Genomic DNA, 26,028 nt, shown 5'->3' with positions numbered 1-26,028 from the left:
TCAGCTCCAGTTCCAGTGGCTTTGCGCCACCGCGTCGTGGGCGTGCAGGCTCTCCGCGTGGACGACCTTGAGGTGGAAGGCGCTGGCCTGCGGCAACTGGCGCAAGGCGCGGTGCAGGCGGCGTGCGGCGTCCTCGCAAAACATCAGGTTCTGTCCGTTGGCGAGGGCGAAGGCTTGCTCGTCGGCGCGCTTGACCGCCGTCTGCAGCGGCGTGCCAAGGGCCTGTTCGGCGCTGTCGATCAATGTCAGCAGCGGCAGGTCGACGCAGCCTGGCGCCAGGCGCAGTTGCAGAGTCGCCGTGCTGCGCTGGCTGTGCGGCGTGGCGATGATGCCCTGGGTCGAGCCGAGCCAGTCGAGCACGCTGGAGTAATCCACCTGTTGGTCGGGAAAGTCCCAGGCGAAGCGCTGCTGGATCAACTGCCGCGCCAGTGCTGCCGAACAGGGGCAGGTGGACGAATAACCGACCTCGACCTGCAGCTCGATACTCACGCCACGGCCGTCCTGGCGGGCACGCAGTTCGAAGGGGTAGGTCTTCCAGCCGTGCAGCGGGCTGACCAGCGCCGGCCGTTTCAGCGGCACCTCGCCGCGCAGGGTCAGGGTGGCGCTGTCGGACAGCGCCTGGTGGCTGCCCAGGCAGTCGTCCAGCACCTGCAGCAGCGCCGGAACGTTCAACTCCTGATGCACCAGGCGCTGCGCCGCCAGGTACAGGCGCGACATGTGGATACCGCGTGCGCCGGCATCGTCGAGGCTGACGCCGATATCAACAGTGGCGGTCACGGCGACGTCCGCCAGGCGAATGGGCAGGGCGATACCGGCCATGCCGACCCAGTCCAGTGGCAGGTCGTGGTGGGTGGCTTGGGCGGCAATATCCGGCAGAGGCTGTTCGTTCATCGTAAATCCGTGGGTAGCGGTCAGAAATAAATGTTATGTTATAACACTTAAAGCAAGCCAGCCGATTTGCCATGACCCTGACCGCGACCTCCGAAGCCGAGCTGCTGGCCCAGCCAGCCGATGACTACATGAACGACACCCAGCAGCAGTTCTTTCGCGAGCTGCTACTGACTCAGCGTGCCGAGTTGCAGGCGCGTATCGATGAGGAATTCACCGAGCTGCGCCAACCCGATACCAGCAGCGACGTCGCCGACATCGGCGCCGCCGAGGAGCAGCGTCAATGGCAGCTGCGCCTGCTGGAGCGGGAAAAGAAGCTGCTGGACAAGATCGACCAGGCGCTCGAACGCCTGGCGCGTGGCGAATACGGCTGGTGCGCCGAGACTGGCGAGCCCATCGGCCTCAAGCGCCTGTTGCTGCGACCCACCGCGACCCTGTGCATCGAAGCCAAGGAGCGTCAGGAGCAGCGCGAAAAACATCAGCGTGACCGTGACTGAACGAGGAATACCCCATGAACCCGCGTCTACCCGTTACCGTGCTGTCCGGCTTTCTTGGCGCCGGCAAGAGCACCCTGCTCAACCATGTGCTGAAGAACCGCGACGGCCTCAAGGTCGCGGTGATCGTCAACGACATGAGTGAAATCAACATCGACGGCAGCGAAGTGCAGCGTGACGTCAGCCTCAACCGCGCAGAAGAAAAGCTGGTGGAGATGAGCAACGGCTGCATCTGCTGCACCCTGCGCGAAGACCTACTCGAGGAAGTCGCCCGCCTGGCCAGCGATGGCCGCTTCGACTACCTGCTGATCGAGTCCACCGGCATCAGTGAGCCGCTGCCGGTGGCCGAAACCTTCACCTTCCGTGACGAGCAGGGCCGCAGCCTGTCCGATCTTGCGCGGCTCGACACCATGGTCACGGTGGTCGATGGGGTGAACTTCCTGCGCGACTTCCACGCGGCGGAAAGTCTAGCCAGCCGTGGCGAAACCCTCGGCGAGGAGGACGAGCGCTCGATCACCGACCTGTTGATCGAGCAGGTGGAGTTTGCCGACGTCATCCTCATCAGCAAGATCGACCTGATCAGCCAGGCCGAGCGCGAGGAGCTGATAGCCATCCTGCGCGGGCTCAACACCCACGCCGACATCCAGGCCATGAGCATGGGCCGCATCGCCCTGGACAAGATCCTCGACACCGGCCGCTTCGACTTCGACCGTGCCTCGCAGGCGCCGGGCTGGCTCAAGCAGCTGCGCGGCGAGCACGTGCCGGAAACCGAGGAATACGGCATCGCTTCCAGCGCTTACCGCGCACGCCGGCCGTTCCATCCGCAGCGCTTCTTCGACTTCCTCTCGCAGGAGTGGCGCAACGGTCGCCTGCTGCGCTCCAAGGGTTTCTTCTGGCTGGCCAGCAAGTACCAGGAGGCCGGCAGTTGGTCGCAGGCCGGCGGGCTGATGCGCCATGGCCTGGCCGGGCGTTGGTGGCGCTTCGTGCCCAAGCAGCAATGGCCGCAGGACGAGGAAGGTCTGCAGACGATCATGAAGCACTGGAGCGCTGAAGTCGGTGATTGCCGCCAGGAGCTGGTGTTCATCGGCCAGAACATCGATTTCCCGCAACTGGTGCGTGAGCTGGACGACTGCCTGCTGACCGACGCAGAAATGGCCGGTGGCCCGGATGCCTGGCGCCTGCTCGCCGACCCGTTCGGCGCCTGGCAGCAGGAGGCCGCCTGATGTTCGCCCTGCAGTTGCCGAAATTGTCCCGGCAGGTGCTGGGCGAGGACATACAGGTGCTCGGCGAGGTGCTGCACGACGGCGTCAACCTGGCCGTCTGGCAGCGCCGCCTGCCGGCGCAGATCGCCGACTTCGCCGAGACGCTGCTGGCGCAAGGCGAGCCGCTGGCGCAGTCCATGACCCTGGAGCTGGCGCAGCCAGACAGCGAGCCGAATCTCACCGGTCTGGTGGCGCAATACGCGGATCTACCGGGCCAGGCGGCCTTTCTCGCCGATGTCGCCTGGCTGGTACGGGCCTACGCCTGCCTGCTCGATGCCCAGCGCATCGGCCTGCGCCTGCGTGCGCTGGACAAGGCCATGTGCCCGCGTTTTCACGTCGACCATGTGCCGCTGCGGCTGATCACCAGCTATGCCGGTGTCGGCAGCGACTGGCTGGAGGAGGGCGTGATGCCGCGCAACAAGCTCGGTCAACCGGGTGCAGAGCCGCAGGACGAGTTGTTGATCCAGCGTCTTGATAGCGGCCATGTGGCTCTGGCCAAGGGTGAGAAATGGTACGGCAACGAGGGGTGCGGGCTGATCCACCGTTCGCCGCAGCCACCAGCGGGCGAGCGCCGCTTGCTGCTGACCCTGGATTGGTTGGCCTGAGCCGTGCGAAACCGTAGGGTGCGCCGTGCGCACCAGGAACACCGCTGTTCTCTCGGTGCGCATGGCACCCTACGGATAGCACCGCGAATAGCGCGGTGTTTGCTCGGCGTGCATGGCCTAGGCGGCCCCGCGACACCCTATGGCATGGCAAAAAAATAGGCCGGAGCAACTGCCCCGGCCTTAAGCACCAAGAGATCATGTCGACGCGTGACTCGACATGCGGGTCATGTGAGGTACCCATCCCTATTAGGCGCTCGTTGGGTGACGCTTTGATGTCAGAGGCGTTGCGTTTCGCGTAGGGCGGGATGCACCCGCCCTACACCACTCGGCTAGGGCTTGATCCACTTGCCCTGATACTGGCTGGTGCAGGCCGGCTCCAGGTACAACGCGTCGCTGGCCACGCCGTAGTAGTGGATGTCCTGCAGGTACATGCCGCTACCGGCCCGCGCGTTCTGACAGACGCCGTGAGCACCCTGCGGGCACTGTTCGACGAACTCTACCTCGACCGTCTGCCCTTGCAGCTGCGGCTGGCAGAAACCGTCGCGGAACAGAGTAGTGGGGATATTGCGATTCTCCTGGCAGACCTTCACGTCCAGACGCTCGGCCTGGCTATGCACCACGCAGGCTTCGGCCAGGGCCAGGCCGGGTAGCAGAGAGAACAGCAACAACCATGCACGCATCGTTTCGACTCCCGAAAAACTGCCGGCGAATCTAACATGCTGTTTCATTGCAGTCTGTGCTGGCACTTGCCCAGCGAATCAACAGCGATAAATTCATGCTCAGTCAGATCCCTACCCATCTCATTGCCGGCCCGCTGGGTGCCGGCAAGACCAGCCTGATCCGCCACCTGCTGGCGCAAAAGCCGGCGCACGAGCGCTGGGCGGTGCTGATCAACGAATTCGGCCAGATCGGCTTGGACGCCGCCTTGCTCGAACAGGGCGCCGACGGCATCGCCCTGGCTGAAGTGGCTGGCGGTTGCCTGTGCTGCGTCAACGGCGCGCCGTTTCAGGTCGGCCTCGGCCGTCTGCTGCGCAAGGCCCGGCCCGATCGCCTGTTCATAGAGCCGTCCGGCCTGGGGCATCCGGCGCAGTTGCTGGCGCAACTGCGTCAGTCGCCTTGGATTGGTGTACTGGCCGTGCAACCGGCGCTGCTGGTGCTGGATGCCGCCGCGTTGGCCGCCGGCCAAGCGCTGCCCGATGTACAGCGCCAGGCGCTGGATGAGGCGGGGCTGTTGCTGCTGAACAAGAGTGTGGGGCTGGACGATGCGAGTCGGGCACGAATCGCCGCGAACTTGCCGCCCGTGCCGCTGCACTGGACCGAGCAGGGCCGGCTCGATCTGGCGCTGCTGCCGGGCCTGACGGCGCAGGCCTTGTCCAGTGCAGTGAGCGTCGAGTTACCCACCGCCGCGCCCGGCCTGGCACAGATCTGGCGCAACGCCGCCGAGCCGATCTGCCAGTTGCAGGACCAACCCGAAGGCTGGAGTATCGGCTGGCGATGGCATCCCAGTCAGCGCTTCGACCTCGTGCGGGTCGGTCAGTGGCTGCAGGGTATGGCGTGGCGCAGGGCCAAGGCCGTGCTGCATGGCGTCGAAGGCTGGCGTGCGTTGAATGCCGTGCAAGGGCAGGCGCTGGAGGCCTGGGCTGCGAGTGAATGGCGCAAGGATTCGCGGCTGGAGCTGATCTTCGATCAGGCGCAAGACGTCGATGCGTTGATGGCGTCGTTCGCCACCTGCCGAACCCTTACGACAGACTGATAAACTCGCCGCGCTCTCGTCGCTGTGGATAACTTTCATGCAACTGCTGCCCTGGTCTCATGACACCTCTGCCGGTTTCACCCTGCGCGGCTGGCACACGCCACCGTCGGGCAAGCCGCTGCTGCATTTTTTGCACGGCAATGGCTATTGCGGGCGCGTCTACACGCCGATGTTGGCGCTGCTGGCCGAAGACTTCGATCTCTGGCTATGCGACGTGCAGGGCCATGGCGACAGCGATCATGGCGGCCGCTTCCACGGCTGGAACCGCAGCGCCGAGCTGGCGGTGGAAGCCTTCGATACCTTGCGCGGGCCATTCGGCGAGGTGCCGCGCTTCGCCCTGGGCCACAGCTTCGGCGGTGTGCTCACCAGTTTGATCCTGGCGCGCCATCCTGAGCTGTTCCGGCGCGCCGTGCTGCTCGACCCGGTGCTGTTCAGCCCGGCGATGATCGGGGTGATGGCGTTGTCCGACGTGGTCGGTCTGGCACAGCACACCGGCATGGCCAAGAAGGCGCAGAAGCGTCGCCGGCAGTGGCCGGATCGCGCCAGTGCGCACGCCGCACTGCACGGTCGCGGCATGTTCCGTGGTTGGGATGAGGTGGCGTTCGACGCCTATATCGAGCATGCGCTGAAGGACGTCGAGGGCGGCGTCGAGCTCAAATGCCGGCCAAGCCGCGAGGCCGATATCTTCGGCTCCTTCCCCCGGCGCCTGTGGCCGTCGCTGGCCAAGGTGACGACGCCGACCGAGGTGATTCATGGCTCGCGCACCTATACCTTCGTTGCCAAGTCGGTGGCGCGCTGGTGCGCGAGCAACGCCCACGTGCGCAGTCAGGTGGTGCCGGGCGGGCACTGCTTCATGCAGGAGCAGCCGGCGGACAGCGCCGAGCGCGTGGCCGCTTTCCTGCTACAGCGCGGCTGACAGGTCTTTACATCACGTAGGCGCCGGCTTGCCGGCGAACGAGGACACATACGGGCAAGGCCGCGCGCTGCTTTACTGCGCCTTGCGCCGCCAGTCTTCCAAGTGGATGACGTTGTCTGTGTGCTGCACCGCAACCGGCTCGGGTTGCGCCTCCAGCACCGGGTGCGGCTCCAGTTCGATGCGGCCGAGATGCGGGCCGAACATGCTGATATGCCCACGCAGGCGCTGCTCGCCGGTGACGGTGAACTCGAAATCGTAGAGCCGCGCCAGGCGCCGATGGCCCTTGGCATCACGCTGGATGGCCAGGCGCCGCAGTGCCACCGCGCCATCGAGCAGCTCCACGTCGAGTTTGGCGCAGTGCTGCTTGGCAAACTTCAGTGCTCGCTCGCGAATACCGTGGCCGCGCCATAGCCAGGCGCAGGCAGCAGTGAACAGCATCAGCAGGAATACATCGAACAGGTTGATCATGGCGACTCCGGCTCCGGGAGACAGAGCTTAGCTTATCTGCCACGCGCTTCTCAGCACAGTGGCTTGCCCACACGTCGGCTCTGCATTAGCGTTCGCCTACTTCACATGAAAAGGACGTCACCATGCATTGCCCCGCCTGTCGTACCACCCGCCTGCAACCGGCAAAACTCGAAGATGGCCTGCTCGGCCATGGCTGCCCGCAGTGCTCGGGCACCCTCGTCAGCCTGCTGCATTACCGCGATTGGGCCGAACGCCAGCCAGCGCAAGAGACGCCAACGGCGTTGGCTGCAGAAGCCGAAGCGGGTGAAACCAGCCACGCGCTGAGCTGCCCCAAGTGCGCCAAGCTGATGGGCAAGTTCCAGATCAGCGGCACCCGTGCCAATCGCCTGGATCTCTGTGGCACCTGCGACGAAGCCTGGCTGGACAGCGGTGAGTGGCAATTGCTCAAGGCCCTGGAGCTGAGCCAGCGCATGCCGGCGATCTTCACCGACGCCTGGCAGCGCCAGGTACGTCAGCAGGCCAGCGAAGAGGCACGCCGCGAGCGCTTCAGCCGTATCGCTGGCGAAGAGGCCATCGCCCGCGCCGATGAGATTCGCGCCTGGCTCAAGGATCATCCGCAGCGGCGCGAGTTGCTGTTCTACATTGGTCACGACTGAGGCCTGCTTGCCTGATCCGGCTCAGGGCGCTCGCATCAGACGATCACGGCCGGCGGCCTTGGCGCTGTAGAGCGCCGTGTCGGCGCGTTGCAGCAGCTGCTCCAGGGCTTCGCCGGGGCGCCACTCGGCCAGTCCGATGCTGACGCTGATGTGCAGCCCTTGCAGGTCGCTTGCGGCAAGGCTGGCGCGCAGGCGTTCAAGGCCCTGGGCGGCGGCGTCCAGGGCACTGTCCGGCAGCAGCAGGACGAACTCCTCGCCGCCAAAGCGGGCGAACAGGTCGGTGCTCCGCGCCTGCTGCCTGCAGAGCAGGCTGAACTCGCGCAGTACGGCATCGCCGGTGGTATGGCCGTGGCGGTCGTTGACCTGTTTGAAGTGATCCAGGTCGAGCATTGCCAGGCACAGCGGCAGATTCTGCCGTTGGCTACGTTGCAGTGCCTGGCCGGCCCGCTCTTCGAACGCACGGCGGTTCAGGGCCTGAGTCAGCGGGTCGGTGGTGGCCAGGTGCAACAGCTGTTGCTCCAGTGCCTTGCGCCGACTGACGTCGCGGACTTCGGCAACCTGTCGGCCATCCTCACGCAGTTGCGCGATGCTGATTTCGGCAGCGAAGGGCAATCCGTCACGCAAGGCTTCCAGATCATGCGGTTGGCCGTCGGCACGGCCGAGCAATTCTTCGATGCGCGCCTGCTCGGCAGGTTCGAACAGGCCATGCAGGTCTGCGCCGAGCAGACGTTCGCGAGAGCGCGCGAACAGCGTCTCGAGCATCGGATTGGCGTCGACGATGCGGCCGTGCTCCAGCACCACCACGCCAGCCTGGGTAACGCGCATCAGCCGTTCGAAACGCTCGGCGCTATCCTCGGCCTGCTCGGCGTGGCGGCGGCTGTCGGCGAGGATGCGGCGCATGGTCATCAGCGCCAGGCCGACCAGGCCGATGACCCAGAGCGGAATGCCGAAGTTGTAGGGCAGCAGGTAGGGAACCGACCGTGTCACGTCGACGTGTTCGATGCCCTGCAGGCCATCGATCAGGCCGAGCAACGCGCGCAGCAGGGTAATCAGGGCGAAACCGGCGAAGGCCAATGCGACGAAACGGCGTACGCCGCGTAGCTCCGGCTCCTCACGTGCGACCCACAGGGCGCGGCAGGCCTGGATCGGCAGCAGACCACCGATCAGTGCATAAAAAGTGACGACGAATTCGGTGTTGATCGGCGCCACGAACCAGTGCCAGCTCATCACCAGGCTCATCGCACCGGCGCTGCCTGGCACCGTCCACCAGGGCGGCGGCAGCTTCAGGAAACGGAACACACCGACCATCAACAGGGCCTCGCCGGCCAGTTGCAGGCTATTGCCGGCGATGTTCAGCAGCGGGCTGCCGCTGGCCATGTAGCCGATGAACAGCCAGATGCCGAGGTTGAGCATCCAGGCGCCGCTCATCCACACGCCTGGGCCGCGATAAGGGCGAGCGAAGTACCACAGGGCGGTGCTGGCGATGGCGCTGCCGAGCATCAGGTTGATGCCCAGCAGCAGCGGGGAGAAGTAGAGAGTTTCCATGGCCGGGCAGATCGGGGGGTAATCGCAGCATTTTGCCAGTGCCCTGCAATGCTGTCTCGGTGGTCAGCCTTTTTCCTCGCTCAGCGCCTGGTAGCGTTGCTGCAGCTCTTCGCGAATCTGTCGGCGCTGTTTGGCCTGGCGCTGGCGGCGCAGGCCGTCGGGGGTGTCCGGTTGCAGTTCTGGAATCGGCGCCGGGCGACCATGAGCGTCGACCGCGACCATGGTGAAGAAGCAGCTGTTGGTGTGGCGCACCGAGCGCTCGCGGATATTCTCGGTGATCACCTTGATGCCGATCTCCATCGAGGTCCGCCCGGTGTGGTTGACCGAAGCGAGGAAAGTGACCAGTTCGCCAACGTGCACCGGTTCACGGAACATCACCTGATCCACCGATAGGGTCACCACGTAGCAGCCGGCATAGCGGCTGGCGCAGGCATAGGCGACTTCATCGAGGTACTTGAGCAGGGTGCCGCCATGGACATTTCCGGAGAAATTGGCCATATCCGGTGTCATCAGTACGGTCATCGTCAGTTGCGCGGTTCCGGCTTCCATCGTTGCTCCGAGTACGTGTGGGGCTTGTGAGAGTAAGGCCTGTCAGCCCTGGGGATGCAAGATTCAAACTAAACTCGCCAACTCCTGTTGCAAGGATGCCATCCATGCTTATTCGCTCGAAATGTCTGCTTCTACCGCTGCTGCTGGGCCTGACCGTTGCTGTGCAGGCCTCCGAGGAGTGCGCCACGGCGGTGCAGTGCAACCAGGTCGGCACGGCCGCTTATCAGGACGGTCGCTACGAGCAGGCCATCGGCGCGTTCGAACGTCAGTTACGACGCGCCGAGGAGGGCGATACGGCACAGTTGGAGTTGGCGCTGAACAATCTCATCCTCGCCAGCCTGCGCTCCGGCCAGACGGGGATGGCGCGTGCCTGGTTGGGCGTGGCACTGGACAATAACCTCAGCGGATCCTCGACCCGCCTGCATCTGGGCAAGGTGGCCGAGGCGCTGGATTACCCGACCCTCGCCGCCAGCCCTACCGGGCGCTACTTGCGTTACGGTGGCTCGGCAGTATGGAGTGAGCTGCTGATCAGCGAGGATGGCAGTGGCGGTTATCTCGCCAGTTTCTCGCCCTTGCGCGCTGGCGCCCGGGTCGAGGAGTACGGCCCGGCTGCGATTGGCGAGCTGGATGGCAAGTTGGTCGGTGACGAGGTGCAGATGCGCCTGCAGGACGCTGGCCTCGGCAGTGATTGTGCGGTGCAACTGTTGCGCGAAGGCATCGAGCTGCGCGTGCAGGAGGTGTTCGCCGATGGCTGCCAGGACTACGGTGGCATGGGCATCAGCGTCGGTGGCCGCTACATCAAGGTAAGCCCTTGAGGTTCACAGGCCGTAGCGCGTCTTGAGACGCTGCAGCGTGTCCGGCTGGTGGGCGAGGAAGGCGTCGAAGCGTTCGATCAGGTCCGGTCGGCTTGCGCTGCTGAGGTGGAAGCTGGTGTAGATCAGCGGCAATTGCGGGTCCAGTTGCAGGTAGTTGTTGCTCATGTCCAGCTGGGCGAGCTGATAGCGCACCACCTGTGGGTTGGCGTAGAGCGCATCGAGACGGCCACGCACGACCATGCGGATCAGGCTGTGCAGGTCCTGGGTTTCCACCAGATGCACGGTGCCGGCGTCCAACTGGGGTTGCCAGGCCTGCGCGGTGAAACCGCGTACCGTACCCAGGTGCCGGATGTTGTTCAGGCCCTGGCCACGGCGGTTGGCGAGGACCATGGTGCCGTCGACTATCTGCACCGCTGCTTCGCTGTAGTAGAGGTGGCGGTCGGCCTTGGCCTGGCGTGCCCACTCGGGATTATCGGGAAACAGCAGGTCGAGGTTTTGCTCGTCGAGCATGTTGCGGTACAGCCGGTTGAGCGGCTGCGGCAGCAGTTCGAGGGTCAGCCCCTCATATTCGGCGAAGGCCTCCAGCAGATCCAGGCAGTAGCCTTCGGGTGGGCTTTCGAGCGTGGCGCGGTAGTAGGGGTAGTAATCATGCTGCTCGATGCCGACGCGCAGGGTTTCGCCCTGCGCCAGGGCAGTCACCATCAGCAGAGCCAGCAGTCGCCAGCGTTTCATGAGTCGTTCTCCGCCTCCTCGCTGGCTACAGACTAGCTCACCGTCAGATCAGGCGTGATTGAGATACCAGCGCCAATCCTGCTCACCCACCTCGCCCATGAACTGGCGGTACTCGGCCCATTTGATCGCCAGGAACACCTTGAGGAAGTCCTCGCCCAACGCCTCGCGCGCCCAGCTCGAACTCTCCAGGTTACGCAGTGCGGTGAGCCAATCGGTGGGCAGGGTTTCGCGGGCCTGTTCGTAGCCGTTGCCGATGATTTCCTCACCCGGATCGATCTGGTTTTTGATGCCGTGGCGAATGCCGGAAAGAATCGCTGCGGCCGCCAGGTAGGGGTTGGCGTCGGCGCCGCAGATGCGATGCTCGACGTGGCGGCTCTTGGCTGGCCCACCCGGTACGCGGAACGACACGGTGCGGTTGTTCACCCCCCAGCTCTTGGCCAGCGGCGCGTAGCTGTTGGCCTGGAAGCGGCGGAACGAGTTGGCGTTGGGGCAGAAGATCGCCAGGGCGTCGTTGAGCGTTGCCATCATGCCGCCGATGGCGTGCTTGAGCAGCGGTGTGCCATGTGGGTCTTCCGAGGCCATCAGGTTGTTGCCGTCGGGATCGGCCAGTGACACGTGCATGTGCATGCCGCTGCCGGCCAAGTCGCCGAACGGCTTGGCCATGAAGCAAGCCTGTAGCCCGTGTTTGTTCGCCACACCCTTGACCAGACGCTTGTAGCGCACGCCTTCGTCTATGGCTTGCAGCGCGTCGAAACGGTGCTCCAGAGTCAGTTCCAGCTGGCCGGGGGCGTACTCGGAAATCGCCGTGCGTACCGGCAGGCCCTGCGCCTCGCAGGCGGCGTAGAGGTCGTCGAGGAACGGTTGCATCTGTTCCAGCTCGTATACGCCGTAGACCTGCGGCGCTTGCGGGCGCACGCCATTCATCTGCACGGCAGGCTGCGGGCAGCCGTTGGCGTCACGCTGCTTGTCCAGCAGGTAGAACTCCAGTTCCACCGCCATCACCGGGTGATAGCCGTCGGCCTTGAGCGCGTCGATGGTGCGCACCAGCACATGGCGCGGGTCGCCCGGCGTGGCCGGCAGGCCCTGAGTCGGGTGCATGCTCACCTGGAGCTGGCCGGTGGGCACGTTGCGCCAGGGTTGCAGGGTCAGGCTGCCGGGCAGCGGGTAGGTCCAGCAGTCGGCGTCAGCTACTTCCCAGACCAGGCCGCTTGCCTCGACGTCCTCGCCCTGGATGGTCAGCGAGAGGATCGAGCTGGGCAGCGGTCGGCCGTTTTCGTAGATGGCCAGCAGTTCGTCGCGGTGCAGCAGCTTGCCGCGCGGAATGCCATTGGCGTCGATCAGCATCAGCTCGATGCTGCGTACTTCGGGGTGGCGTTCGAGAAAGTCGCGGGCTTCCTGGGGATTGGCGAATTGCATGGTGGTCTCTCGCGTAGGGTGCGCCGTGCGCACCATGGGATTAACGGTGCGCACGGCGCACCCTACGGTTACTCGCGGGCGCCGGGAATGGCCAGCAGCTCGCTCAGAGCCGTATCGAGCATGCCGATCAGCTTGTCCACATCCTCGGCCGTGGTGCTCGGGCAGCACAGGGTCATGTTGTGGAACGGCGTGATCAGGATGCCGCGGTTGATCAGGTACAGGTGCAGGGCCATCTGCAGTTCGTCGTGGAAGGCCGCTTCGGCCTCGGCGCCGGTACGCGGTGACACTGCGCAGAACTGGAACTCGCTGCGCGCGCCCAGCTCGGTCACCGACCAGTTCAACTGGTACTTGCCGATCAGCGTGCGGAAACCATCGGCCAGGCGCTTGGCCAGCGGCAGCATGTGCGCGTAGGCCGCGGGCGTCATTACCTGCTCCAGGTTGGCGCGCATGCAGTGCATGGCCAGGGCGTTGGCCGACAGGGTGGTACCCATGCCGCTATGGCCGTGGCCATGGCTGCCTTCGCTGGCACGTTGTCGTGCCTGGGTCATGGCTTCGGCCATCGCCGCGCTGCAACCGAAGATGCCGCACGGCACGCCACCGGCGATCGGCTTGCCGACCACGAAGAAGTCCGGGTCGAGGTTCCATAGCTTGGTGCAGCCGCCGATATCGGTGGAGATGGTATGGGTCTCGTCGATGATCAGCAGCGCGCCATATTTACGCGTGAGCTCGCGGCATTTCTGCATGAAACCGGCATCAGGCAGGACCATGCCGATGTTGGTCATCGCCGGCTCGCACAGCAGGGCGCAGACGTCGCCTTGGGCCAGTGCGGCCTCCAGGGCTTCGATATCGTTGAAGGGGATGGCGCGGCTGTGGTCGGTCAGGTCGTAGGCCTGGCCGATCAGCCCCGAGCGATGCACGGTTTCGCCATCGCGGTAGCGCACCATGACGTCGTCGACGGTGCCGTGGTAGCAGCCGTCGAATACCAGCAGGGTCTTGCGCTGGGTGATGGCGCGCGCCCAGCGCAGCACGTAGCGGTTGGAGTCGGTCGCGGTGGCGGTCACCTGCCAGTAGGGCAGGCCGAAACGCTGGGCCAGCAGCTCGCCACAGACCACGGCGTCCTCGCCAGGCAGCATGGTGGTCAAGCCGTTGTTCGCTTGCTCGGCGAGGGCGCGGGCCACCGGGTCGGGCGAGTGGCCGAACATGGTGCCGGTGTCGCCCAGGCAGAAGTCGATGTACTCATGACCATCCACATCGAAGAAGCGCGCACCCTTGGCGCGCTCGACGAACAGCGGCACTGGCGTCGACCAGTCGGCCATCCAGTGCATCGGTACGCCGCCGTACAGCGAGTGACGGGCGCGCTCGGCCAGGGCCACCGATTTTGGATTGCGCTCGAGGAAGCGGGCCCGCTCACGGGCAGCGAAGGTTTCCACGGCGGTTGCGCTGATGCCACTGGCAGTCATTTTGAACACCTCGTTCGAATTTCCAAACATGGTATTTTGTGATCACAAAAATTACAAGCTATCTCGATATACATAAAATAAGTTAGTATTTAGCGCAGTTTGTGATCACAGAATATAGATTGAATCGGATGGTTATCACCGGTTCCGTCACTAGACTCCCTCTCTGGAGAACATCATGCGCGATTGCCTGCTCACCCTGTCCCAACTGCCTGCTCCGCCACAAGGACGTTGAAACCATGAGCGACAATCTGCAGGAACAGCTATACCAACGAATTCGCCAGGGCCTGCTGGCTGGCCACTTCCAGCCGGGGCAGGCTTTGAAGATCCGCGATCTGGCGGCCGAATGGGGCACCAGCCCGATGCCGGTTCGCGCGGCTCTGCAACGGCTGGTCGCCGAGGGCGCGCTGGAGGGCGAGCAGCAGCGCTCGGTACGAGTCCCCTCGATGACTCGCGAACGCTACGAAAGCATCTTTCAAGTGCGCCTGGCGCTGGAAGGCCTGGCAGTGGAGCTGGCCACGCCGCGCTTGAGTCGCGACGACCTGACTCTGTTGCGCGACTGCGTGCAGCGCATGGACGCCGCCATTGAACAGCGCCAGGTGCAGGACTACCTCAACGCCAACAGCCAGTTTCACCTGCACCTGTACGGCGCTTGCGGCAACCCGGTGTTGCTGCGTTCGATCGAGTCGCTATGGCTGCAGATCGGCCCCTTTTTCAACCGTCTGTTCACCGGCGCCGACCTGTCGCTGCGGCTCAATGACTTTCATGAAGACGCCTTCGCTGCCATCGAGGCCGGCGACGCCAAGGGCGCGCGCCAGGCGATGGAGCAGGATCTGCTGTATTTCGCGCGTTTTCTGCTCAACCTGTTGGCGTTGGAGCAGGGCGAGGTGTGAGCGACGCGCCGATTTCCGCGGGCTTCGCGGCTAAAGCCCCTCCCACGGAGCCGAGTCTCGGCTACACATTGTGGGAGGCGCTTGAGCGGCGATGAGGTTCGCGAAGCAGCCTGCCCGACGCCGTTATCCCCGTAGGGCGCGCCGCACACCGCACATGCTGATGGATTGCGCGAAGCTGGTGCGCATGACGCACCCTACGGCGAAGGCGTTCTCAGCTTTCCAACCAGACGTCACGGCACCAGTGCCAGACCGAATCCCAGCTTTCGTCGGTCAGCTCGCCTTCGTCGCCGTCCCATAGCCAGACCTGACCTTCCACATCCACGGCGTAGTAGTCGCGGCCGTCCTGGCACAGCGGCACCAGATCGCGTGGCAGGCCGAGATCCCAGGCCACCGAAGCGACTTCGGGCAGATAGGTGTGCGATTGCGGGTCGCTGGCGGTCACCGGCTCCAGGCGGCCGTACACCACATCACTGACCTTGAGTAGGTATTCGCGCAGCTCGAAGGGCAGGTGGATGAGAATCTGCTCCTGAATCTCCACCAGGGTTTCTTCTTCCGGCAGCTCCAGCGGTACCGGTACCGGCTCGTTGAGTTCGCGCAGCTGTTCGATGACTTCTTCCACGGCGTCGGCTCCTCATCATGGGGGATCGGCTTTATACAGTAGCTGGCCGGCAGAATGAAAACATGTCGTCGTCACTGCATACTGGTGCTTTTGCGGAGCCCTTTCATGTCATCTCTTGCCTGGCACTGCCTGCACCACCGTGAACTCGATACCGCCACTCTCTATGAGCTGCTGGCGCTGCGTACCCAGGTGTTTGTGGTCGAGCAGAACTGTCCCTATCTGGAAACCGATGGCCAGGACCTGATCGGTGACACCTGTCACCTGCTGGCGCGCGACGAGTCGGGACTGCTGGGCTATCTGCGCCTGCTCGACCCGCAACGCATGGACGGCGAGGTGGTGATCGGTCGCGTGGTGATCGCCGAGCGGGCGCGCGGCACCGGGCTGGGCCATCGGCTGATGGAGCAGGCGCTGAGCGAGTGTCATCGGCGTTGGTCGGGCGTGCCGGTCTATCTGTCGGCACAGGCGCACTTGCAGGGCTACTACGGGCGCTATGGTTTCGTGGCGGTGACCGAGGTCTATCTGGAGGACGACATCCCACATATCGGCATGCGCCGGGCTGTTAGCGAGCAGACGTAATGCACAGGTCGTCGGGATCGTAGGAGCGGCTTCAGCCGCGATGGTTGGTTAAACGAAAAACCCCGGGCAAGCCCGGGGTTTTTCATGCATTGCTCAGGATCAGTTCTGACGAATGCCAGCGATCAGCCAGGACTGGTTTTCGCCCTGCGCGCGCTCCAGGCGCCAGCTTTCGCTGAACGGCTCGCCCTGGTCGAAGCGCGAGGTCTTCGACACACCGCTGAAGGTCAGGGTGGCGATGGTCTTCTCGGCGTTATCGTCGACACCGTCCAGTTGCACGTCGAGGTTATCGACGTAAGTGGACTGGAAGCCGTCACCCAGTTCGGCGCGCTCGCGCTTGAGGAAGTCCAGCAGTTGTGGGGTGACGAACTCGGCGATCTTGTCCATCTCGTTCGCGTCCCAGTGTTGCTGCAGGTTCATGAAGTGCTCACGACCAGCGGCAAGGAAGTTCTGCTCGTTGAACCAGGCCGGCGCGTTGATCACCGGAGCGGCCGAAGCCAGGCGACCGCCGAAGATATTGCTGCCAGCGGCTGGCGCGTTGTCGGCGTTCGGCATTTCACGCTGGTACGGCGCACCGGCAGTGGCCATGTGTGGCTGCTGGCGAGCACGGCGGGCAGCGAGGAAGCGGAACAGCAGGAAGGCGATCAGGCCGAAGATCAGCATGTCCATGATCTGCAGGCCTTCGAAACCATCACCCATGAACATCGAGGCCAGCAGGCCACCGGCGGCCAGGCCGGCCAGCGGGCCGAGCCAGCGCGAAGCACCGCTGGCGGCAGCGGCAGGTTGCTGACGACCGGGCGCCTGGGCAGCCGATTGTGCCGGCGGAGTGGCCTGGCGGGTTTGGTGGCTAGGCGCGGAGCCGAAGGATTTGCCACCGCCAAAACGCTTGGCGTGGGCTTCGAAGCTGAAGGTCAGTGCCAGGCACAGGACCATGGCGATACTGAGGAAACGCTGCATCACGGTTTTCTCTCTTGTGGAAAAGCTTGGTCGGCATCTTGCCCGCCATGGGGGCGCATGACCAGTGACAGAATGTTTCCGGCTTTTGCCTGCATTAGATGGCGCCGTGCTTGCCCGGCTTGGTACCGAAGCGGCCACTGGTGCGCATGGCGCACCCTACGGGCGTTGCAGCAGCAGAGGCAGCGGGCCGCAGCGCAGTTGACCACGCAGAAAGGCGCGGAAGGTTGCTGCATCTTCTTTGGGATGACGCAGCCAGTGCACGAAGCTGCGTAGGTAGGCACCGGTGAGCAGGGTTTCTTCGGCGATGCGCCGCAGGTGCAGGGTCTGCCGTCCGGCAGCCTCGCGCCACCATTGCACGGTGCGGCTGACGCGCATCAGGCCGAGCAGCTGCAGGTGAATATGGCCAGGCTCGAGCTTGTACAGCAGCATTTGCCCGGTGACGGCCCGATGGGCGGCGAGGCTGTCGAGCCAGGCCAACAGGCAACTTTCCAGGCGTTGTTCGGCGTTCAGGCCCAGCAGATCAGGATTTCTCGCGTGGCCGAGCATGGCCACATCGGCGCGGTCGAACCAGGCCTCCACCAGATCATCCTTGTCGCGGTAGTGGCGGGCGATATCGTCCAGGCCAATGTCGAGCGCAGCGGCGACGTCGAACAGGTGCAGGCGCTCCCAGCCACAGACGTCGGCCAGTTGCAGGGCGCTATCGAGGATCTGGGCAGGGTCGGTCGGCTTCTTTTTCATCCCCGAAGTATGGCCGCCAGGGCATGAGGCGCAGCCTGGAACGACAAACGGAGCCCGAAGGCTCCGTTTGCGTCGTTTCAACCCAGGGTGCGCCACGCGCACCGCCTGCGCCGCACTGTCAGGTCAGCGCCAGTCGTACAGCTCTTTTTCCGACAGCGCCTGCATGGGGGTGGCCAGCGCCTGGAACGCCTGCATCGACGCCCAGATACGCCCGTTGAGCTCGCTCTGCGCGGCCAGTTCACCCAGCACCTGTTCGCTCTCGCGCTGCATCGCCTGCAGCACTTCATCGGGGAAGCGCTTGAGCAGCGTGCCGCTTTTCTTCAGCTCATCGAGCGCCAGGGCGTTGTGGTAGACGTAGTCGTCCATCATGTCCTGGGTCGCCGCGCGCGCTGCTTCGGTGACGATGGCTTGCAGGTCGGCTGGCAGTGCATCGAAGGCCTTCTGGTTGATCAACAGTTCGAGCACCGACTGCGGTTCCTGCCAGCCCGGGTAGTAGTAGTACTTGGCGGCTTTTTGCAGGCCGAAGGCCAGGTCGTTGTAAGGGCTGACCCAGTCGGTGGCGTCGATCGCGCCGCTTTGCAGCGAGGTGAAGATTTCGCCACCCGGCATCACCACGGTGGTCGCACCCAGGCGGCTCCAGACTTCGCCGCCGAGGCCCGGCATGCGGATCTTCAGGCCTTTGATGTCGTCCAGGCTGTTGATTTCCTTGTTGAACCAGCCGCCCATCTGCATGGTGCTGTTGCCTGCGGTCAGCGGCTTGAGGCCGAACGGCGCATAGGCTTCGTCCCACAGCGTCTGACCCCCGCCCTTGTTCAGCCAGGCGTTCATTTCCAGGGTGGACAGCCCGAAAGGCACCGCACCGAAGAACTGCGCCGCCGGCACTTTGCCCTTCCAGTAGTAGGGTGTGCCGTGGCCCAGTTCGGCGGTGCCACGGGAGACCGCGTCGAACACTTCCAGCGCCGGCACCAGTTCACCGGCGGCGTAGACCTTGATGGTCAGGCGCCCGGCGCTCATGGCGTTGACGCGCTCGGCCAGGCGCTCGGCGGCGGTGCCGGTGCCGGGCGCGTTCTTCGGCCAGGTGGTGACCATTTTCCAGTGGAAGATCTGAGCGGGGGCTGCGGCCTGGTCGGCCGGCGCGGAGTCATCCTTGCAGCCGATCAGGCCGAAAGCGAGCAGGGGCAGGAGCAGCAGAGAGTGAAGACGCATGGGCAGAATCCCTAAGAAAAACGGGGCTTTAAGCCCCGTTCAGTTGGCTCAACGCCAGTTGTACAGCTCTTTCTCGGTCAGCGACTGCATGGCGCTGGCCTCTTCGAGGAACGCTTTCTGCGAGGCCCAGATACGGCCGTTGAGGTCGTTTTCCGCGGCCAGGGCTTCGAGCACCACGTCGGATTGCTCACGCATGGCTTTCAGCACCTCGTCCGGCAGGCGCTTGAACTGCACGCCTTCGCCCTTCAGGCTCTGCAGCGCCTTGGCGTTGTTGAACACGTAGTCGTCCATCATGTCCAGGGTCGCGGCACGCGCGGCTTCGACGACGATGGCCTGCAGGTCGGCCGGCAGCGCGTCGAAGGCCTTCTGGTTGACCATGGATTCGACCACGGCCTGCGGCTCCTGCCAGCCCGGGAAGTAGTAGTACTTGGCCGCCTTATGCAGGCCGAAAGCCAGGTCGTTGTACGGGCCGACCCAGTCGGTGGCGTCGATGGCGCCAGTCTGCAGGGAGGTGAAGATCTCACCGCCGGGCAGGTTGACGGTGATCGCGCCGAGCTTGCTCCAGACTTCGCCGCCGAGGCCCGGCATGCGGATCTTCAGGCCCTTGATGTCGTCCAGGCTGTTGATTTCCTTGTTGAACCAACCGCCCATCTGCATGGTGGTGTTGCCTGCCGACAGCGGCTTCACGCCAAACGGTGCGTAGGTTTCGTCCCACAGCGCCTGGCCACCGCCATGGCTGAGCCAGGCGTTCATTTCCAGGGTGGAGAGGCCGAACGGTACGCTGCTGAAGAACTGCGCGGCCGGTACCTTGCCCTTCCAGTAGTACGGGGTGCCGTGGCCCATTTCGGCGGTGCCGCGGGAAACGGCATCGAACACTTCCAGTGCCGGCACCAGCTCACCGGCGGCGTAGACCTTGACGGTCAGGCGCCCAGCGCTCATGGCATTGATGCGCTCGGCCAGGCGCTCGGCAGCGGTGCCCAGGCCGGGGAAGTTCTTCGGCCAGGAGGTGACCATCTTCCAGTGGATGATTTCTGCCGGTTTGGCAGCGGCCTGCTCACTGGCAGCCTTGTCTTCTTTGCAGCCAACCAGGCCGATGGCGGCGATCAGCGCCAGGGCAGTGCCGAACAGATTGCGGCGATTCATCGATTGTCTCCAGGTACGGTAGGTATTCAGAGCCTATTCACGAGCATGCGAGCTAGAGTCCTACAAGGCAAAAATAGGCGAGGAAGCGGAGTGTACTTTTGTACATGAGCATTCCGAGCCTGTTTTTAACGCAGTAGGGCCGACGCGCAGCTGATCGTGCATAGGCTCTTCACACGGCTTCGAGCTTGGCATACGCCAGCATCAGCCATTTACTGCCTTCGTTTTCGAAATTCACTTGGACCCGCGCCTGGGCGCCAGCACCCTCGAAATTGAGGATGGTGCCCTCGCCGAACAGGCTGTGACGTACGCGTTGGCCCAGGTTGAAAGGCGTTTGCGGTACGGCGCTGCCGGCGAACAGGCTGCCGCCACCCATAGAACTGGTGCTCACCGGGCGGCTGACGCTGTTGCTCAGGCGTACTTCCTGAATCAGCGGTGCGGGGATTTCGCGGACGAAGCGCGACACCTTGTTATAGGTCTCGCTACCGTAGAGACGCCGTGTTTCGGCGTAGCTGATCACCAGCTTTTGCATGGCACGGGTAATGCCGACATAGGCCAGGCGGCGTTCTTCTTCCAATCGGCCCGGTTCTTCCAGGCTCATCTTGTGCGGGAACAGACCCTCTTCCATGCCCACCAGGAACACCAGGGGGAATTCCAGGCCCTTGGCGCTGTGCAGGGTCATCAATTGAATGCTGTCTTCGTTCTCGGCGGCCTGGGTGTCCCCGGCCTCCAGCGAGGCGTGGGTGAGGAAGGCCTGCAGCGGGGTCAGCTCGTCGTCTTCGTCATTCTCGAAGGCGCGCGCGGCGCTGACCAGTTCCTCGAGGTTCTCTACCCGGGCCTGGCCCTTCTCGCCTTTTTCCGCTTCGTGATAGGCGAGCAGGCCGCTTTTCTCGACGACCACCTGGGTCATCTGGTGCAGGGGCATGGTCAGCACCAGCTCGGCCAGGTTCTCGATCAGCTCGATGAAACCGGCCAGTGCGCCGGAGGCGCGAGCGGGCAGCGCCTTGACCGCCAGCATCAGGCGGATCGCCTCCCACATGTGCACGTCGTGGGCGCGGGCGTACTCGCGAATGGTCTCGATGCTCTTCTCGCCGATGCCACGCGCCGGCACGTTGATGATGCGCTCCAGCGCCGCATCGTTGCCGCGCCCGTCGAGCAGGCGCAGATAGGCCATGGCGTTCTTGATTTCGGCACGCTCGAAGAAGCGCTGACCGCCGTAGATGCGGTAGGGAATCTTCTCGCGCAGCAGCGCCTCTTCCAGCACCCGCGACTGGGCGTTGGAGCGATAGAGGATGGCGATCTCGCTGCGCTTGAGGCCGTCCTTGCGCAGACTGTCCTCGATGGTTTCGACCACGTAACGGGCTTCGTCGTGTTCGTTGAAGGCGGCGTACAGGGTCAACGGCTCGCCATCGCCGACGTCGGTGCGCAGTTCCTTGCCGAGGCGGCCCTGATTGTTGGCGATCAGCGCGTTGGCCGCATTGAGGATGTTGGCGGTGGAGCGGTAGTTCTGCTCCAGGCGGATGATCTCGGCATCGGCGAAGTCGCTGTCGAACTGCTGGATGTTCTCGATCTTCGCGCCGCGCCAGCCATAGATCGACTGGTCATCGTCACCCACCACCATCAGGCTTTCGCCGCCCTTGGCGAGAAAGCGCAGCCAGGCGTACTGCACGGCGTTGGTGTCCTGGAACTCGTCGACCAGGATATGGCGGAAGCGCCGCTGGTAGTGCTCCAGCAGGCCGGCGTTGTCGCGCCACAGGTCGAGGGCCCGCAGCAGCAGCTCGGCGAAGTCGATCACCCCGGTGCGCGCGCAGGCCGCCTCGTAGGCTTCATAGATGCTGCGCATGGTGGCCAGGAACAGGTCGCCGCTGGCCTGGATGCCTTGCGGGCGGATGCCTTCGTCCTTTTGCCCATTGATGAACCACTGTGCCTGCTTGGCCGGCCAGCGTTGTTCGTCCAGGCCAAGGTCGCGGATCACCCGCTTGACCAGGCGTTGCTGATCGTCGGAGTCGAGAATCTGGAAGTTCTCGGCCAGTCCCGCTTCCTTCCAGTGCGCGCGCAGCAGGCGGTGAGCCAGGCCGTGGAAGGTACCGACCCACATGCCGGCCGGGGCGTGGCCCAGCACGTCCTCGATGCGGTGACGCATCTCGGCGGCTGCCTTGTTGGTGAAGGTCACCGACAGGATGCTGTGCGGCGAGACGTCCAGGCGCTGGATCAGGAAGGCGATGCGATGCACCAGCACGCGGGTCTTGCCCGAGCCGGCACCAGCAAGCACCAACTGATGACCAGGCGGCGTGGTGACCGCGTGGTGTTGGGCGGGATTGAGGGTCGTGAGTCTGTGGTCGAGGTCGTTTTGCATCGCGGCATTCTAGGGGGCCGGACAGGACAGGGCAAACCGTCAACCAGGCGCAGTGAAACGAGCCTGACGCAACCGACGACTGGTGGGTCAGGGCGCAGATGTGCATGGTCAGGCGGCCAAAGGCCATCATGCCCTGTCGGTGCCCGCCAAAAGTTGGGCGTCAAGCTGTGAAATTGCCCACATCTTTGTTGGGCACAGCGTCTGTCTCGGGTATTCTCCCGCGACGTCAGGGTTGAGGGGCCGATATTTACCCTGCAGACCCTTAGGCAACCATTACAAGAAAATCGCCTATGACCGCCACGACTAGCGCCGTAGTTCAAGAGGTGACGCTGGACCCACGTCAGGCTGAACGTCAGTTCGCCACGGATATTGCCGTCGAGCGTACCCGTCTGTTGTTTCAGGGCTCGCGTCTGCCCACGTTGCTCATGCTGCTGGTCGGCCTGGCCTGCAGCCTGTTGCTGTGGAATCAGCAGAATGCACCGATGCTCGCTGCCTGGCTGGGCTGGGTCGTGCTGCTGGCGCTGTTGCGCCTCACTCAAGTGAATGCCTTCAACGAGGCGCCGGCCACTCGCCAGGCCGAACCCTACTGGCGACGTATCTTCCTCTTCGGCGCCGGTGCTTCCGGGCTGACCCTCGCCTTCGCCGTAATCGCGCTGGTGCCCGCCGATGTGTTCTACCAGCAGGCGCTGGTCTACGGCCTGATCGCCGCGGCGATTCTCTCGGCCAGCGTGGCCTACGCCGTCAGCCTGCCCGCTTTCCTCACCTTCGCCTTGCCCTGCCTGCTGCCTTCGGCGGCCTTCCTGCTGTTCTCAGGCAGCGGCCTGCAGCGCGGCTGGGGACTGCTCAGTGTGATTCTGTTTCTCGCCTTGCTGGTGGTGGCCTGGCAGGTCAACCGCCTGGTGCAGCGCAGCCTGCAGCAGCGTTTCCACAACCTGGCGCTGATCAGCAATCTGGAACACGCCAAGCAGTGCGCCGAAGGGCTCAACGAAGAACTGGCACGCGAGGTGGAGCAGCGTCGCCGCGCCGAGCGCGAATTGCGCAGCGCCCACGGCGAACTGGAGATGCGCGTGGCCGAGCGCACCCTGGAGCTGGACGAGGCGACGCATGCCCTGGGCAAGAGCCAGGCGCGTCTGGCCCTGGCGCTGGAGGCCAGCGAACTGGGGTTGTGGGACTGGGATCTGCAGAGCGATCAGGTGCACCACTCGCATCTGCGCGAGCTGTTCGGCCTGGAACCCGAGCAAGTGCAGGTGATGTTGCGTGACCTGACCCCGCGTCTGCACCCGGACGATCTGCCGGCGCTACGTCGGGCGCTGGTGGCGCACATGAAGGGACGCAGCGAGGATTACCACATCGAATACCGCGTGCGGCATGCCGACGGCCATTGGGTCTGGGTGGAAGATCGCGGCCGGGCAGTGGAGCGCGACGCTAATGGCCGCGTGCTGCGCATGCTCGGCACACGCCGCGACATCAGCGTGCGGCGCCAGCAGGAGGAGCAGCAACGCCTGGCTGCGACGGTATTCGAAGCCGCCAGCGAAGGTATCTGCATCCTCGACCCGGACTACCGCCTGCTGGCGGTGAACCGCGCGTTCAGCGCCGTGACCGGATACGGCCGCGAGGAAGTGCTGGGGCGCAAGGTCACCAGCCTGATCGGCAGCCGTGAAATGCGCCAGCAGTACCAGATGATCCGCCAGGAGCTGGACAACGGTGGCACCTGGCAGGGCGAGCTGATCGAGACGCGCAAAAGTGGTGAACTCTACCCGCAGTGGCTGCAGCTCAACCTGGTGCGCGACGCGGCCGGGCGGCCCAGCCATATCGTCGGCTTCTTCGCCGACCTGACCGCGCGGCGCGAGGCCGAGGAGCGTCTGCGCTACCTGTCGCACTACGACGAACTGACCGGCCTGGCCAACCGCAGCCTGTTCAAGGAGCGCCTGCACGAGGCTAGCCAGCGCGCGCGGCAGAGCGGTCGCAGCATCGCCCTGGTGCATATCGACCTGGATCGCTTCAAGCTGCTCAACGACAGCCTCGGCCACGAGGTGGCGGATCAACTGCTGCGGCAGATGAGCCGCCGCCTGACCCAGGCCGTGCCGGAAGCCGACTGCATCGCGCGGCTCTCGGGCGACGAGTTCGCCATCATCCTCGATGCCTACGGCAGCCTTTCCAGCCTGGCGCGGGTGGCCAGTCGGCTGCTGGCCAAGCTGCGCGTACCGATGACCGTCGGCGGCCACGAACTGGTGGTCAGCGCCTCGCTGGGCATCAGCCTGCTACCGGACTACGCCCGCGAGATCAGCGCGCTGATCAGCCAGGCCAACATGGCCGTGCAGCATGCCAAGCATCTGGGTGGCAACACGTTCCAGTTCTTCACCGACAACCTGCAAGCCTGCACCCTGGAGCGCTTGCAACTGGAGAATCAGCTGCGCAAGGCCATCGACGAAGGCCAGCTGGAGGTGTTCTACCAGCCCAAGCTGAACCTCGCCGACGACCAGCTCAACGCCGCCGAGGCGCTGGTACGCTGGCGCCATCCGCAGCAGGGGATGGTGGCACCTGGCGAGTTCATCGGCCTGGCCGAAGAGACCGGGCTGATCGCGCCGATTGGTGAGTTCGTGCTGCGTCAGGCCTGCCGCCAGGCGCGCCAGTGGCAGCAGCAGGGGCTGGCGCAGATACGGGTGTCGGTGAACATCTCGGTGTATCAGTTGCGCCAGGGCAACCTCACCAGCCTGGTGCGCCAGGTGCTCGAAGAAACCGGCCTGGCGGCGCATTACCTGGAGTTGGAACTGACCGAAAGCCAGCTGTTGGATAACGTCGACAGCGTCATCGCCACCTTCCGCCAGCTGCGTGAACTGGGGGTCAAGCTGGCTATCGACGATTTCGGCACCGGCTATTCCTCGCTCAGCTACCTCAAGCGCTTCCCGGTGCATTACGTGAAGATCGACCAGACCTTCATTCGTGATCTCTCGCCCGGCGGCGAGGACGCGGCGATCACCCGCGCGATCATCGCCATGGCCCATAGCCTTGAGCTGAAAGTGGTCGCCGAGGGTGTGGAAACCCAGGCGCAGATGGACTTCCTCAAGAGTCAGAACTGCGATGAAATCCAGGGTTTCCTGATCAGCCGTCCGGTGGAGGCGAGCGCCTTCGCCGAGCTGCTACGGGCGCAGATCGACAACCCGCTGGATTGAGCGGCGTTTCTTCTCTACCCAGTCGCTGAAGCCGGGCGCGGACGCGACCGGCGCAAAGATGGCTGTGCCTTAACGGCCACTGCGGGATGCTGCTGGCTTCGGTCACGACAAGGAGTACCCGATGACCAAAGCCCCGTCCCTGAGCATGGCCCAGCGCTTGCTGCTGGCTTCGCAGAGCATGGCGCCGGTGGCGGTGAAGGCTGCGTTGGTGCAGAAGCTCGGCCCCGAACAGACCGCGCAACTGTCGCCGCACATGCCGCCGGCGCAACTGCGCGAGCTGATCCTCGAACTGCCCATCGATTTTCTCGCCCGGGTCACCACCCACCTCGACCCGCAGCTGATTCTGCAGACCTACCTGGCACTGCCGGATGAGGTACACCTGCAGGTGGCGCGTCAGCTCTGCGTCATCGGCGCCTTCGCCACTGCCGCGCGTTATGCCGAATGCCTGTCGGCCAAGCAGGTGAAGGTGCTGATCTACGGCATCAACGACGCCGACCACGTGCTGCAGATCGCTCGCCATATCGTCGACATCGACCTGATCGTGCAGAGCCTGCGCAGCTTTTCCACAGGCTACCTGTGCCGGCTCACCGAGGCTGCCGCGGCCGATGACAATGTGGCCATCTCCGCCCGCGTGTTGAGCGGCCTGGCGCTGCCACGCCAGGCTGATGTCTGCGCGCACCTCGATCCGGCGTTGCTGCACGAGTTGTTGCCGCTGCTGCTGGAGGCCAACGACGGGCTGCGCGAGCTGTTGCCCGAACGTCTGCAGGCTGTGCCGGAGCTGCTGTAGGCGCCGTTTATGGGCGCTCCAGCACTGATC

The 26,028-nt window shown here is 64.5% G+C and carries 25 protein-coding genes; 11 read left to right on the top strand and 14 right to left on the bottom strand.

The window, feature by feature from the left end:
* Nucleotides 1-891: a GTP cyclohydrolase FolE2 gene (gene folE2 / locus BM059_RS10700; protein ID WP_037001771.1), complete on the bottom strand. Its 891-nt coding sequence runs from the start codon at nt 889-891 to the stop codon at nt 1-3.
* A gap of 71 nt (nt 892-962) precedes the next feature.
* Here folE2 and dksA point away from each other — a divergent pair, with 71 nt between their 5' ends.
* From dksA to BM059_RS10685, 3 genes are read left to right on the top strand one after another with little or no spacing between them, the layout of a single operon-like run.
* Complete coding sequence (gene dksA / locus BM059_RS10695) at nt 963-1,385, top strand: RNA polymerase-binding protein DksA (RefSeq protein WP_037001770.1); 423 nt, start codon at nt 963-965, stop codon at nt 1,383-1,385.
* 14 nt (nt 1,386-1,399) lie between these two features.
* Entirely contained in the window at nt 1,400-2,605 is a 1,206-nt protein-coding gene (zigA, locus tag BM059_RS10690; RefSeq protein ID WP_074938557.1) for a zinc metallochaperone GTPase ZigA, read from the top strand.
* Nucleotides 2,605-3,249 carry a DUF1826 domain-containing protein gene (locus BM059_RS10685; RefSeq protein WP_074938555.1) on the top strand — a complete coding sequence of 215 codons (645 nt, stop codon included), beginning with the start codon at nt 2,605-2,607 and terminating at the stop codon, nt 3,247-3,249. Before zigA ends, BM059_RS10685 begins: the two co-directional genes overlap by 1 nt.
* A 329-nt stretch (nt 3,250-3,578) precedes the next feature.
* Here the strand turns inward: BM059_RS10685 and BM059_RS10680 are convergent, their stop codons facing one another.
* Nucleotides 3,579-3,929 (bottom strand): hypothetical protein, encoded by a 351-nt coding sequence (locus BM059_RS10680; protein ID WP_037001766.1) that lies wholly within the window; start codon nt 3,927-3,929, stop codon nt 3,579-3,581.
* 95 nt (nt 3,930-4,024) lie between these two features.
* On the opposite strand from BM059_RS10680, the gene BM059_RS10675 reads away from it, so the two are divergent.
* On the top strand, nt 4,025-5,002 hold the full coding sequence (locus BM059_RS10675; protein ID WP_074938553.1) for a CobW family GTP-binding protein: 978 nt from the start codon (nt 4,025-4,027) through the stop codon (nt 5,000-5,002).
* 37 nt (nt 5,003-5,039) lie between these two features.
* The gene (locus BM059_RS10670) at nt 5,040-5,918 is read left to right on the top strand and encodes an alpha/beta fold hydrolase (RefSeq protein WP_037001763.1); all 879 of its coding nucleotides are present in this window, start codon (nt 5,040-5,042) and stop codon (nt 5,916-5,918) included.
* 72 nt (nt 5,919-5,990) lie between these two features.
* Here BM059_RS10670 and BM059_RS10665 read toward each other — a convergent pair whose 3' ends face one another.
* Nucleotides 5,991-6,386, bottom strand: a complete 396-nt coding sequence (locus tag BM059_RS10665; RefSeq protein WP_037001760.1) for a DUF3301 domain-containing protein — start codon at nt 6,384-6,386, stop codon at nt 5,991-5,993.
* Between the two features lie 122 nt (nt 6,387-6,508).
* Here BM059_RS10665 and BM059_RS10660 point away from each other — a divergent pair, with 122 nt between their 5' ends.
* Entirely contained in the window at nt 6,509-7,042 is a 534-nt protein-coding gene (locus BM059_RS10660) for a TFIIB-type zinc ribbon-containing protein (protein ID WP_037001757.1), read from the top strand.
* 21 nt (nt 7,043-7,063) lie between these two features.
* Here BM059_RS10660 and BM059_RS10655 read toward each other — a convergent pair whose 3' ends face one another.
* Together BM059_RS10655 and BM059_RS10650 are read right to left on the bottom strand one after the other, a co-directional pair.
* Nucleotides 7,064-8,587, bottom strand: coding sequence for a diguanylate cyclase (locus BM059_RS10655; RefSeq protein WP_074938552.1), 1,524 nt, complete (start codon nt 8,585-8,587; stop codon nt 7,064-7,066).
* 63 nt (nt 8,588-8,650) lie between these two features.
* Nucleotides 8,651-9,136 carry an acyl-CoA thioesterase gene (locus BM059_RS10650; protein ID WP_037001754.1) on the bottom strand — a complete coding sequence of 162 codons (486 nt, stop codon included), beginning with the start codon at nt 9,134-9,136 and terminating at the stop codon, nt 8,651-8,653.
* Nucleotides 9,137-9,240: 104 nt separating this feature from the next.
* On the opposite strand from BM059_RS10650, the gene BM059_RS10645 reads away from it, so the two are divergent.
* The gene (locus tag BM059_RS10645; protein WP_074938550.1) at nt 9,241-9,951 is read left to right on the top strand and encodes a tetratricopeptide repeat protein; all 711 of its coding nucleotides are present in this window, start codon (nt 9,241-9,243) and stop codon (nt 9,949-9,951) included.
* 3 nt (nt 9,952-9,954) lie between these two features.
* Here BM059_RS10645 and BM059_RS10640 read toward each other — a convergent pair whose 3' ends face one another.
* The 3 genes from BM059_RS10640 to BM059_RS10630 form a co-directional block, all read right to left on the bottom strand.
* Nucleotides 9,955-10,683, bottom strand: a complete 729-nt coding sequence (locus tag BM059_RS10640) for a substrate-binding periplasmic protein (RefSeq protein ID WP_074938548.1) — start codon at nt 10,681-10,683, stop codon at nt 9,955-9,957.
* A 48-nt stretch (nt 10,684-10,731) separates the two neighbouring features.
* Nucleotides 10,732-12,099: a glutamine synthetase family protein gene (locus BM059_RS10635; RefSeq protein WP_074938546.1), complete on the bottom strand. Its 1,368-nt coding sequence runs from the start codon at nt 12,097-12,099 to the stop codon at nt 10,732-10,734.
* 68 nt (nt 12,100-12,167) lie between these two features.
* Nucleotides 12,168-13,559 (bottom strand): aspartate aminotransferase family protein, encoded by a 1,392-nt coding sequence (locus tag BM059_RS10630; RefSeq protein ID WP_074938544.1) that lies wholly within the window; start codon nt 13,557-13,559, stop codon nt 12,168-12,170.
* A gap of 236 nt (nt 13,560-13,795) precedes the next feature.
* On the opposite strand from BM059_RS10630, the gene BM059_RS10625 reads away from it, so the two are divergent.
* The gene (locus BM059_RS10625; protein ID WP_074938542.1) at nt 13,796-14,449 is read left to right on the top strand and encodes a GntR family transcriptional regulator; all 654 of its coding nucleotides are present in this window, start codon (nt 13,796-13,798) and stop codon (nt 14,447-14,449) included.
* 211 nt (nt 14,450-14,660) lie between these two features.
* Here the strand turns inward: BM059_RS10625 and BM059_RS10620 are convergent, their stop codons facing one another.
* Nucleotides 14,661-15,068: an SMI1/KNR4 family protein gene (locus BM059_RS10620; protein ID WP_037005543.1), complete on the bottom strand. Its 408-nt coding sequence runs from the start codon at nt 15,066-15,068 to the stop codon at nt 14,661-14,663.
* A gap of 105 nt (nt 15,069-15,173) precedes the next feature.
* Here BM059_RS10620 and BM059_RS10615 point away from each other — a divergent pair, with 105 nt between their 5' ends.
* Nucleotides 15,174-15,644: a GNAT family N-acetyltransferase gene (locus tag BM059_RS10615; RefSeq protein WP_037005544.1), complete on the top strand. Its 471-nt coding sequence runs from the start codon at nt 15,174-15,176 to the stop codon at nt 15,642-15,644.
* Nucleotides 15,645-15,743: 99 nt separating this feature from the next.
* Here the strand turns inward: BM059_RS10615 and BM059_RS10610 are convergent, their stop codons facing one another.
* The 5 genes from BM059_RS10610 to uvrD form a co-directional block, all read right to left on the bottom strand.
* Nucleotides 15,744-16,598: a Tim44 domain-containing protein gene (locus BM059_RS10610; RefSeq protein WP_074938540.1), complete on the bottom strand. Its 855-nt coding sequence runs from the start codon at nt 16,596-16,598 to the stop codon at nt 15,744-15,746.
* A 156-nt stretch (nt 16,599-16,754) separates the two neighbouring features.
* Complete coding sequence (locus BM059_RS10605) at nt 16,755-17,336, bottom strand: TetR/AcrR family transcriptional regulator (RefSeq protein ID WP_074938539.1); 582 nt, start codon at nt 17,334-17,336, stop codon at nt 16,755-16,757.
* 123 nt (nt 17,337-17,459) lie between these two features.
* Nucleotides 17,460-18,542 carry a TRAP transporter substrate-binding protein gene (locus BM059_RS10600; protein WP_074938537.1) on the bottom strand — a complete coding sequence of 361 codons (1,083 nt, stop codon included), beginning with the start codon at nt 18,540-18,542 and terminating at the stop codon, nt 17,460-17,462.
* 48 nt (nt 18,543-18,590) lie between these two features.
* Complete coding sequence (locus BM059_RS10595; protein ID WP_074938534.1) at nt 18,591-19,685, bottom strand: TRAP transporter substrate-binding protein; 1,095 nt, start codon at nt 19,683-19,685, stop codon at nt 18,591-18,593.
* Between the two features lie 169 nt (nt 19,686-19,854).
* The gene (gene uvrD / locus BM059_RS10590) at nt 19,855-22,038 is read right to left on the bottom strand and encodes a DNA helicase II (protein ID WP_074938531.1); all 2,184 of its coding nucleotides are present in this window, start codon (nt 22,036-22,038) and stop codon (nt 19,855-19,857) included.
* A gap of 290 nt (nt 22,039-22,328) precedes the next feature.
* On the opposite strand from uvrD, the gene BM059_RS10585 reads away from it, so the two are divergent.
* Together BM059_RS10585 and BM059_RS10580 are read left to right on the top strand one after the other, a co-directional pair.
* The gene (locus tag BM059_RS10585) at nt 22,329-25,211 is read left to right on the top strand and encodes a putative bifunctional diguanylate cyclase/phosphodiesterase (RefSeq protein ID WP_037005550.1); all 2,883 of its coding nucleotides are present in this window, start codon (nt 22,329-22,331) and stop codon (nt 25,209-25,211) included.
* A gap of 121 nt (nt 25,212-25,332) precedes the next feature.
* Nucleotides 25,333-25,998, top strand: coding sequence for a hypothetical protein (locus BM059_RS10580; protein ID WP_074938528.1), 666 nt, complete (start codon nt 25,333-25,335; stop codon nt 25,996-25,998).
* Nucleotides 25,999-26,028: the final 30 nt, after the last annotated feature.

The sequence above is a fragment of the Ectopseudomonas composti genome (assembly GCF_900115475.1).
GTDB classification, from domain to species: Bacteria; Pseudomonadota; Gammaproteobacteria; order Pseudomonadales; family Pseudomonadaceae; genus Aquipseudomonas; species Aquipseudomonas composti.
Note: the sequence above shows the minus strand (reverse complement) of the source record. Positions and strands in the feature narration are given on the sequence as shown.

What these genes read in the sequence shown, in the direction of transcription:
- folE2 (WP_037001771.1), bottom strand. Translation starts at nt 891, where the DNA reads ATGAACGAACAGCCTCTGCCGGATATTGCCGCCCAAGCCACCCACCAC.
- BM059_RS10625 (WP_074938542.1), top strand. Translation starts at nt 13,796, where the DNA reads ATGAGCGACAATCTGCAGGAACAGCTATACCAACGAATTCGCCAGGGC.
- BM059_RS10670 (WP_037001763.1), top strand. Translation starts at nt 5,040, where the DNA reads ATGCAACTGCTGCCCTGGTCTCATGACACCTCTGCCGGTTTCACCCTG.
- BM059_RS10595 (WP_074938534.1), bottom strand. Translation starts at nt 19,685, where the DNA reads ATGAATCGCCGCAATCTGTTCGGCACTGCCCTGGCGCTGATCGCCGCC.
- BM059_RS10680 (WP_037001766.1), bottom strand. Translation starts at nt 3,929, where the DNA reads ATGCGTGCATGGTTGTTGCTGTTCTCTCTGCTACCCGGCCTGGCCCTG.
- BM059_RS10675 (WP_074938553.1), top strand. Translation starts at nt 4,025, where the DNA reads ATGCTCAGTCAGATCCCTACCCATCTCATTGCCGGCCCGCTGGGTGCC.
- BM059_RS10580 (WP_074938528.1), top strand. Translation starts at nt 25,333, where the DNA reads ATGACCAAAGCCCCGTCCCTGAGCATGGCCCAGCGCTTGCTGCTGGCT.
- BM059_RS10630 (WP_074938544.1), bottom strand. Translation starts at nt 13,559, where the DNA reads ATGACTGCCAGTGGCATCAGCGCAACCGCCGTGGAAACCTTCGCTGCC.
- BM059_RS10585 (WP_037005550.1), top strand. Translation starts at nt 22,329, where the DNA reads ATGACCGCCACGACTAGCGCCGTAGTTCAAGAGGTGACGCTGGACCCA.
- BM059_RS10600 (WP_074938537.1), bottom strand. Translation starts at nt 18,542, where the DNA reads ATGCGTCTTCACTCTCTGCTGCTCCTGCCCCTGCTCGCTTTCGGCCTG.
- zigA (WP_074938557.1), top strand. Translation starts at nt 1,400, where the DNA reads ATGAACCCGCGTCTACCCGTTACCGTGCTGTCCGGCTTTCTTGGCGCC.
- BM059_RS10660 (WP_037001757.1), top strand. Translation starts at nt 6,509, where the DNA reads ATGCATTGCCCCGCCTGTCGTACCACCCGCCTGCAACCGGCAAAACTC.
- BM059_RS10650 (WP_037001754.1), bottom strand. Translation starts at nt 9,136, where the DNA reads ATGGAAGCCGGAACCGCGCAACTGACGATGACCGTACTGATGACACCG.
- dksA (WP_037001770.1), top strand. Translation starts at nt 963, where the DNA reads ATGACCCTGACCGCGACCTCCGAAGCCGAGCTGCTGGCCCAGCCAGCC.
- BM059_RS10610 (WP_074938540.1), bottom strand. Translation starts at nt 16,598, where the DNA reads ATGCAGCGTTTCCTCAGTATCGCCATGGTCCTGTGCCTGGCACTGACC.
- BM059_RS10645 (WP_074938550.1), top strand. Translation starts at nt 9,241, where the DNA reads ATGCTTATTCGCTCGAAATGTCTGCTTCTACCGCTGCTGCTGGGCCTG.
- BM059_RS10640 (WP_074938548.1), bottom strand. Translation starts at nt 10,683, where the DNA reads ATGAAACGCTGGCGACTGCTGGCTCTGCTGATGGTGACTGCCCTGGCG.
- BM059_RS10655 (WP_074938552.1), bottom strand. Translation starts at nt 8,587, where the DNA reads ATGGAAACTCTCTACTTCTCCCCGCTGCTGCTGGGCATCAACCTGATG.
- BM059_RS10615 (WP_037005544.1), top strand. Translation starts at nt 15,174, where the DNA reads ATGTCATCTCTTGCCTGGCACTGCCTGCACCACCGTGAACTCGATACC.
- uvrD (WP_074938531.1), bottom strand. Translation starts at nt 22,038, where the DNA reads ATGCAAAACGACCTCGACCACAGACTCACGACCCTCAATCCCGCCCAA.
- BM059_RS10605 (WP_074938539.1), bottom strand. Translation starts at nt 17,336, where the DNA reads ATGAAAAAGAAGCCGACCGACCCTGCCCAGATCCTCGATAGCGCCCTG.
- BM059_RS10665 (WP_037001760.1), bottom strand. Translation starts at nt 6,386, where the DNA reads ATGATCAACCTGTTCGATGTATTCCTGCTGATGCTGTTCACTGCTGCC.
- BM059_RS10635 (WP_074938546.1), bottom strand. Translation starts at nt 12,099, where the DNA reads ATGCAATTCGCCAATCCCCAGGAAGCCCGCGACTTTCTCGAACGCCAC.
- BM059_RS10685 (WP_074938555.1), top strand. Translation starts at nt 2,605, where the DNA reads ATGTTCGCCCTGCAGTTGCCGAAATTGTCCCGGCAGGTGCTGGGCGAG.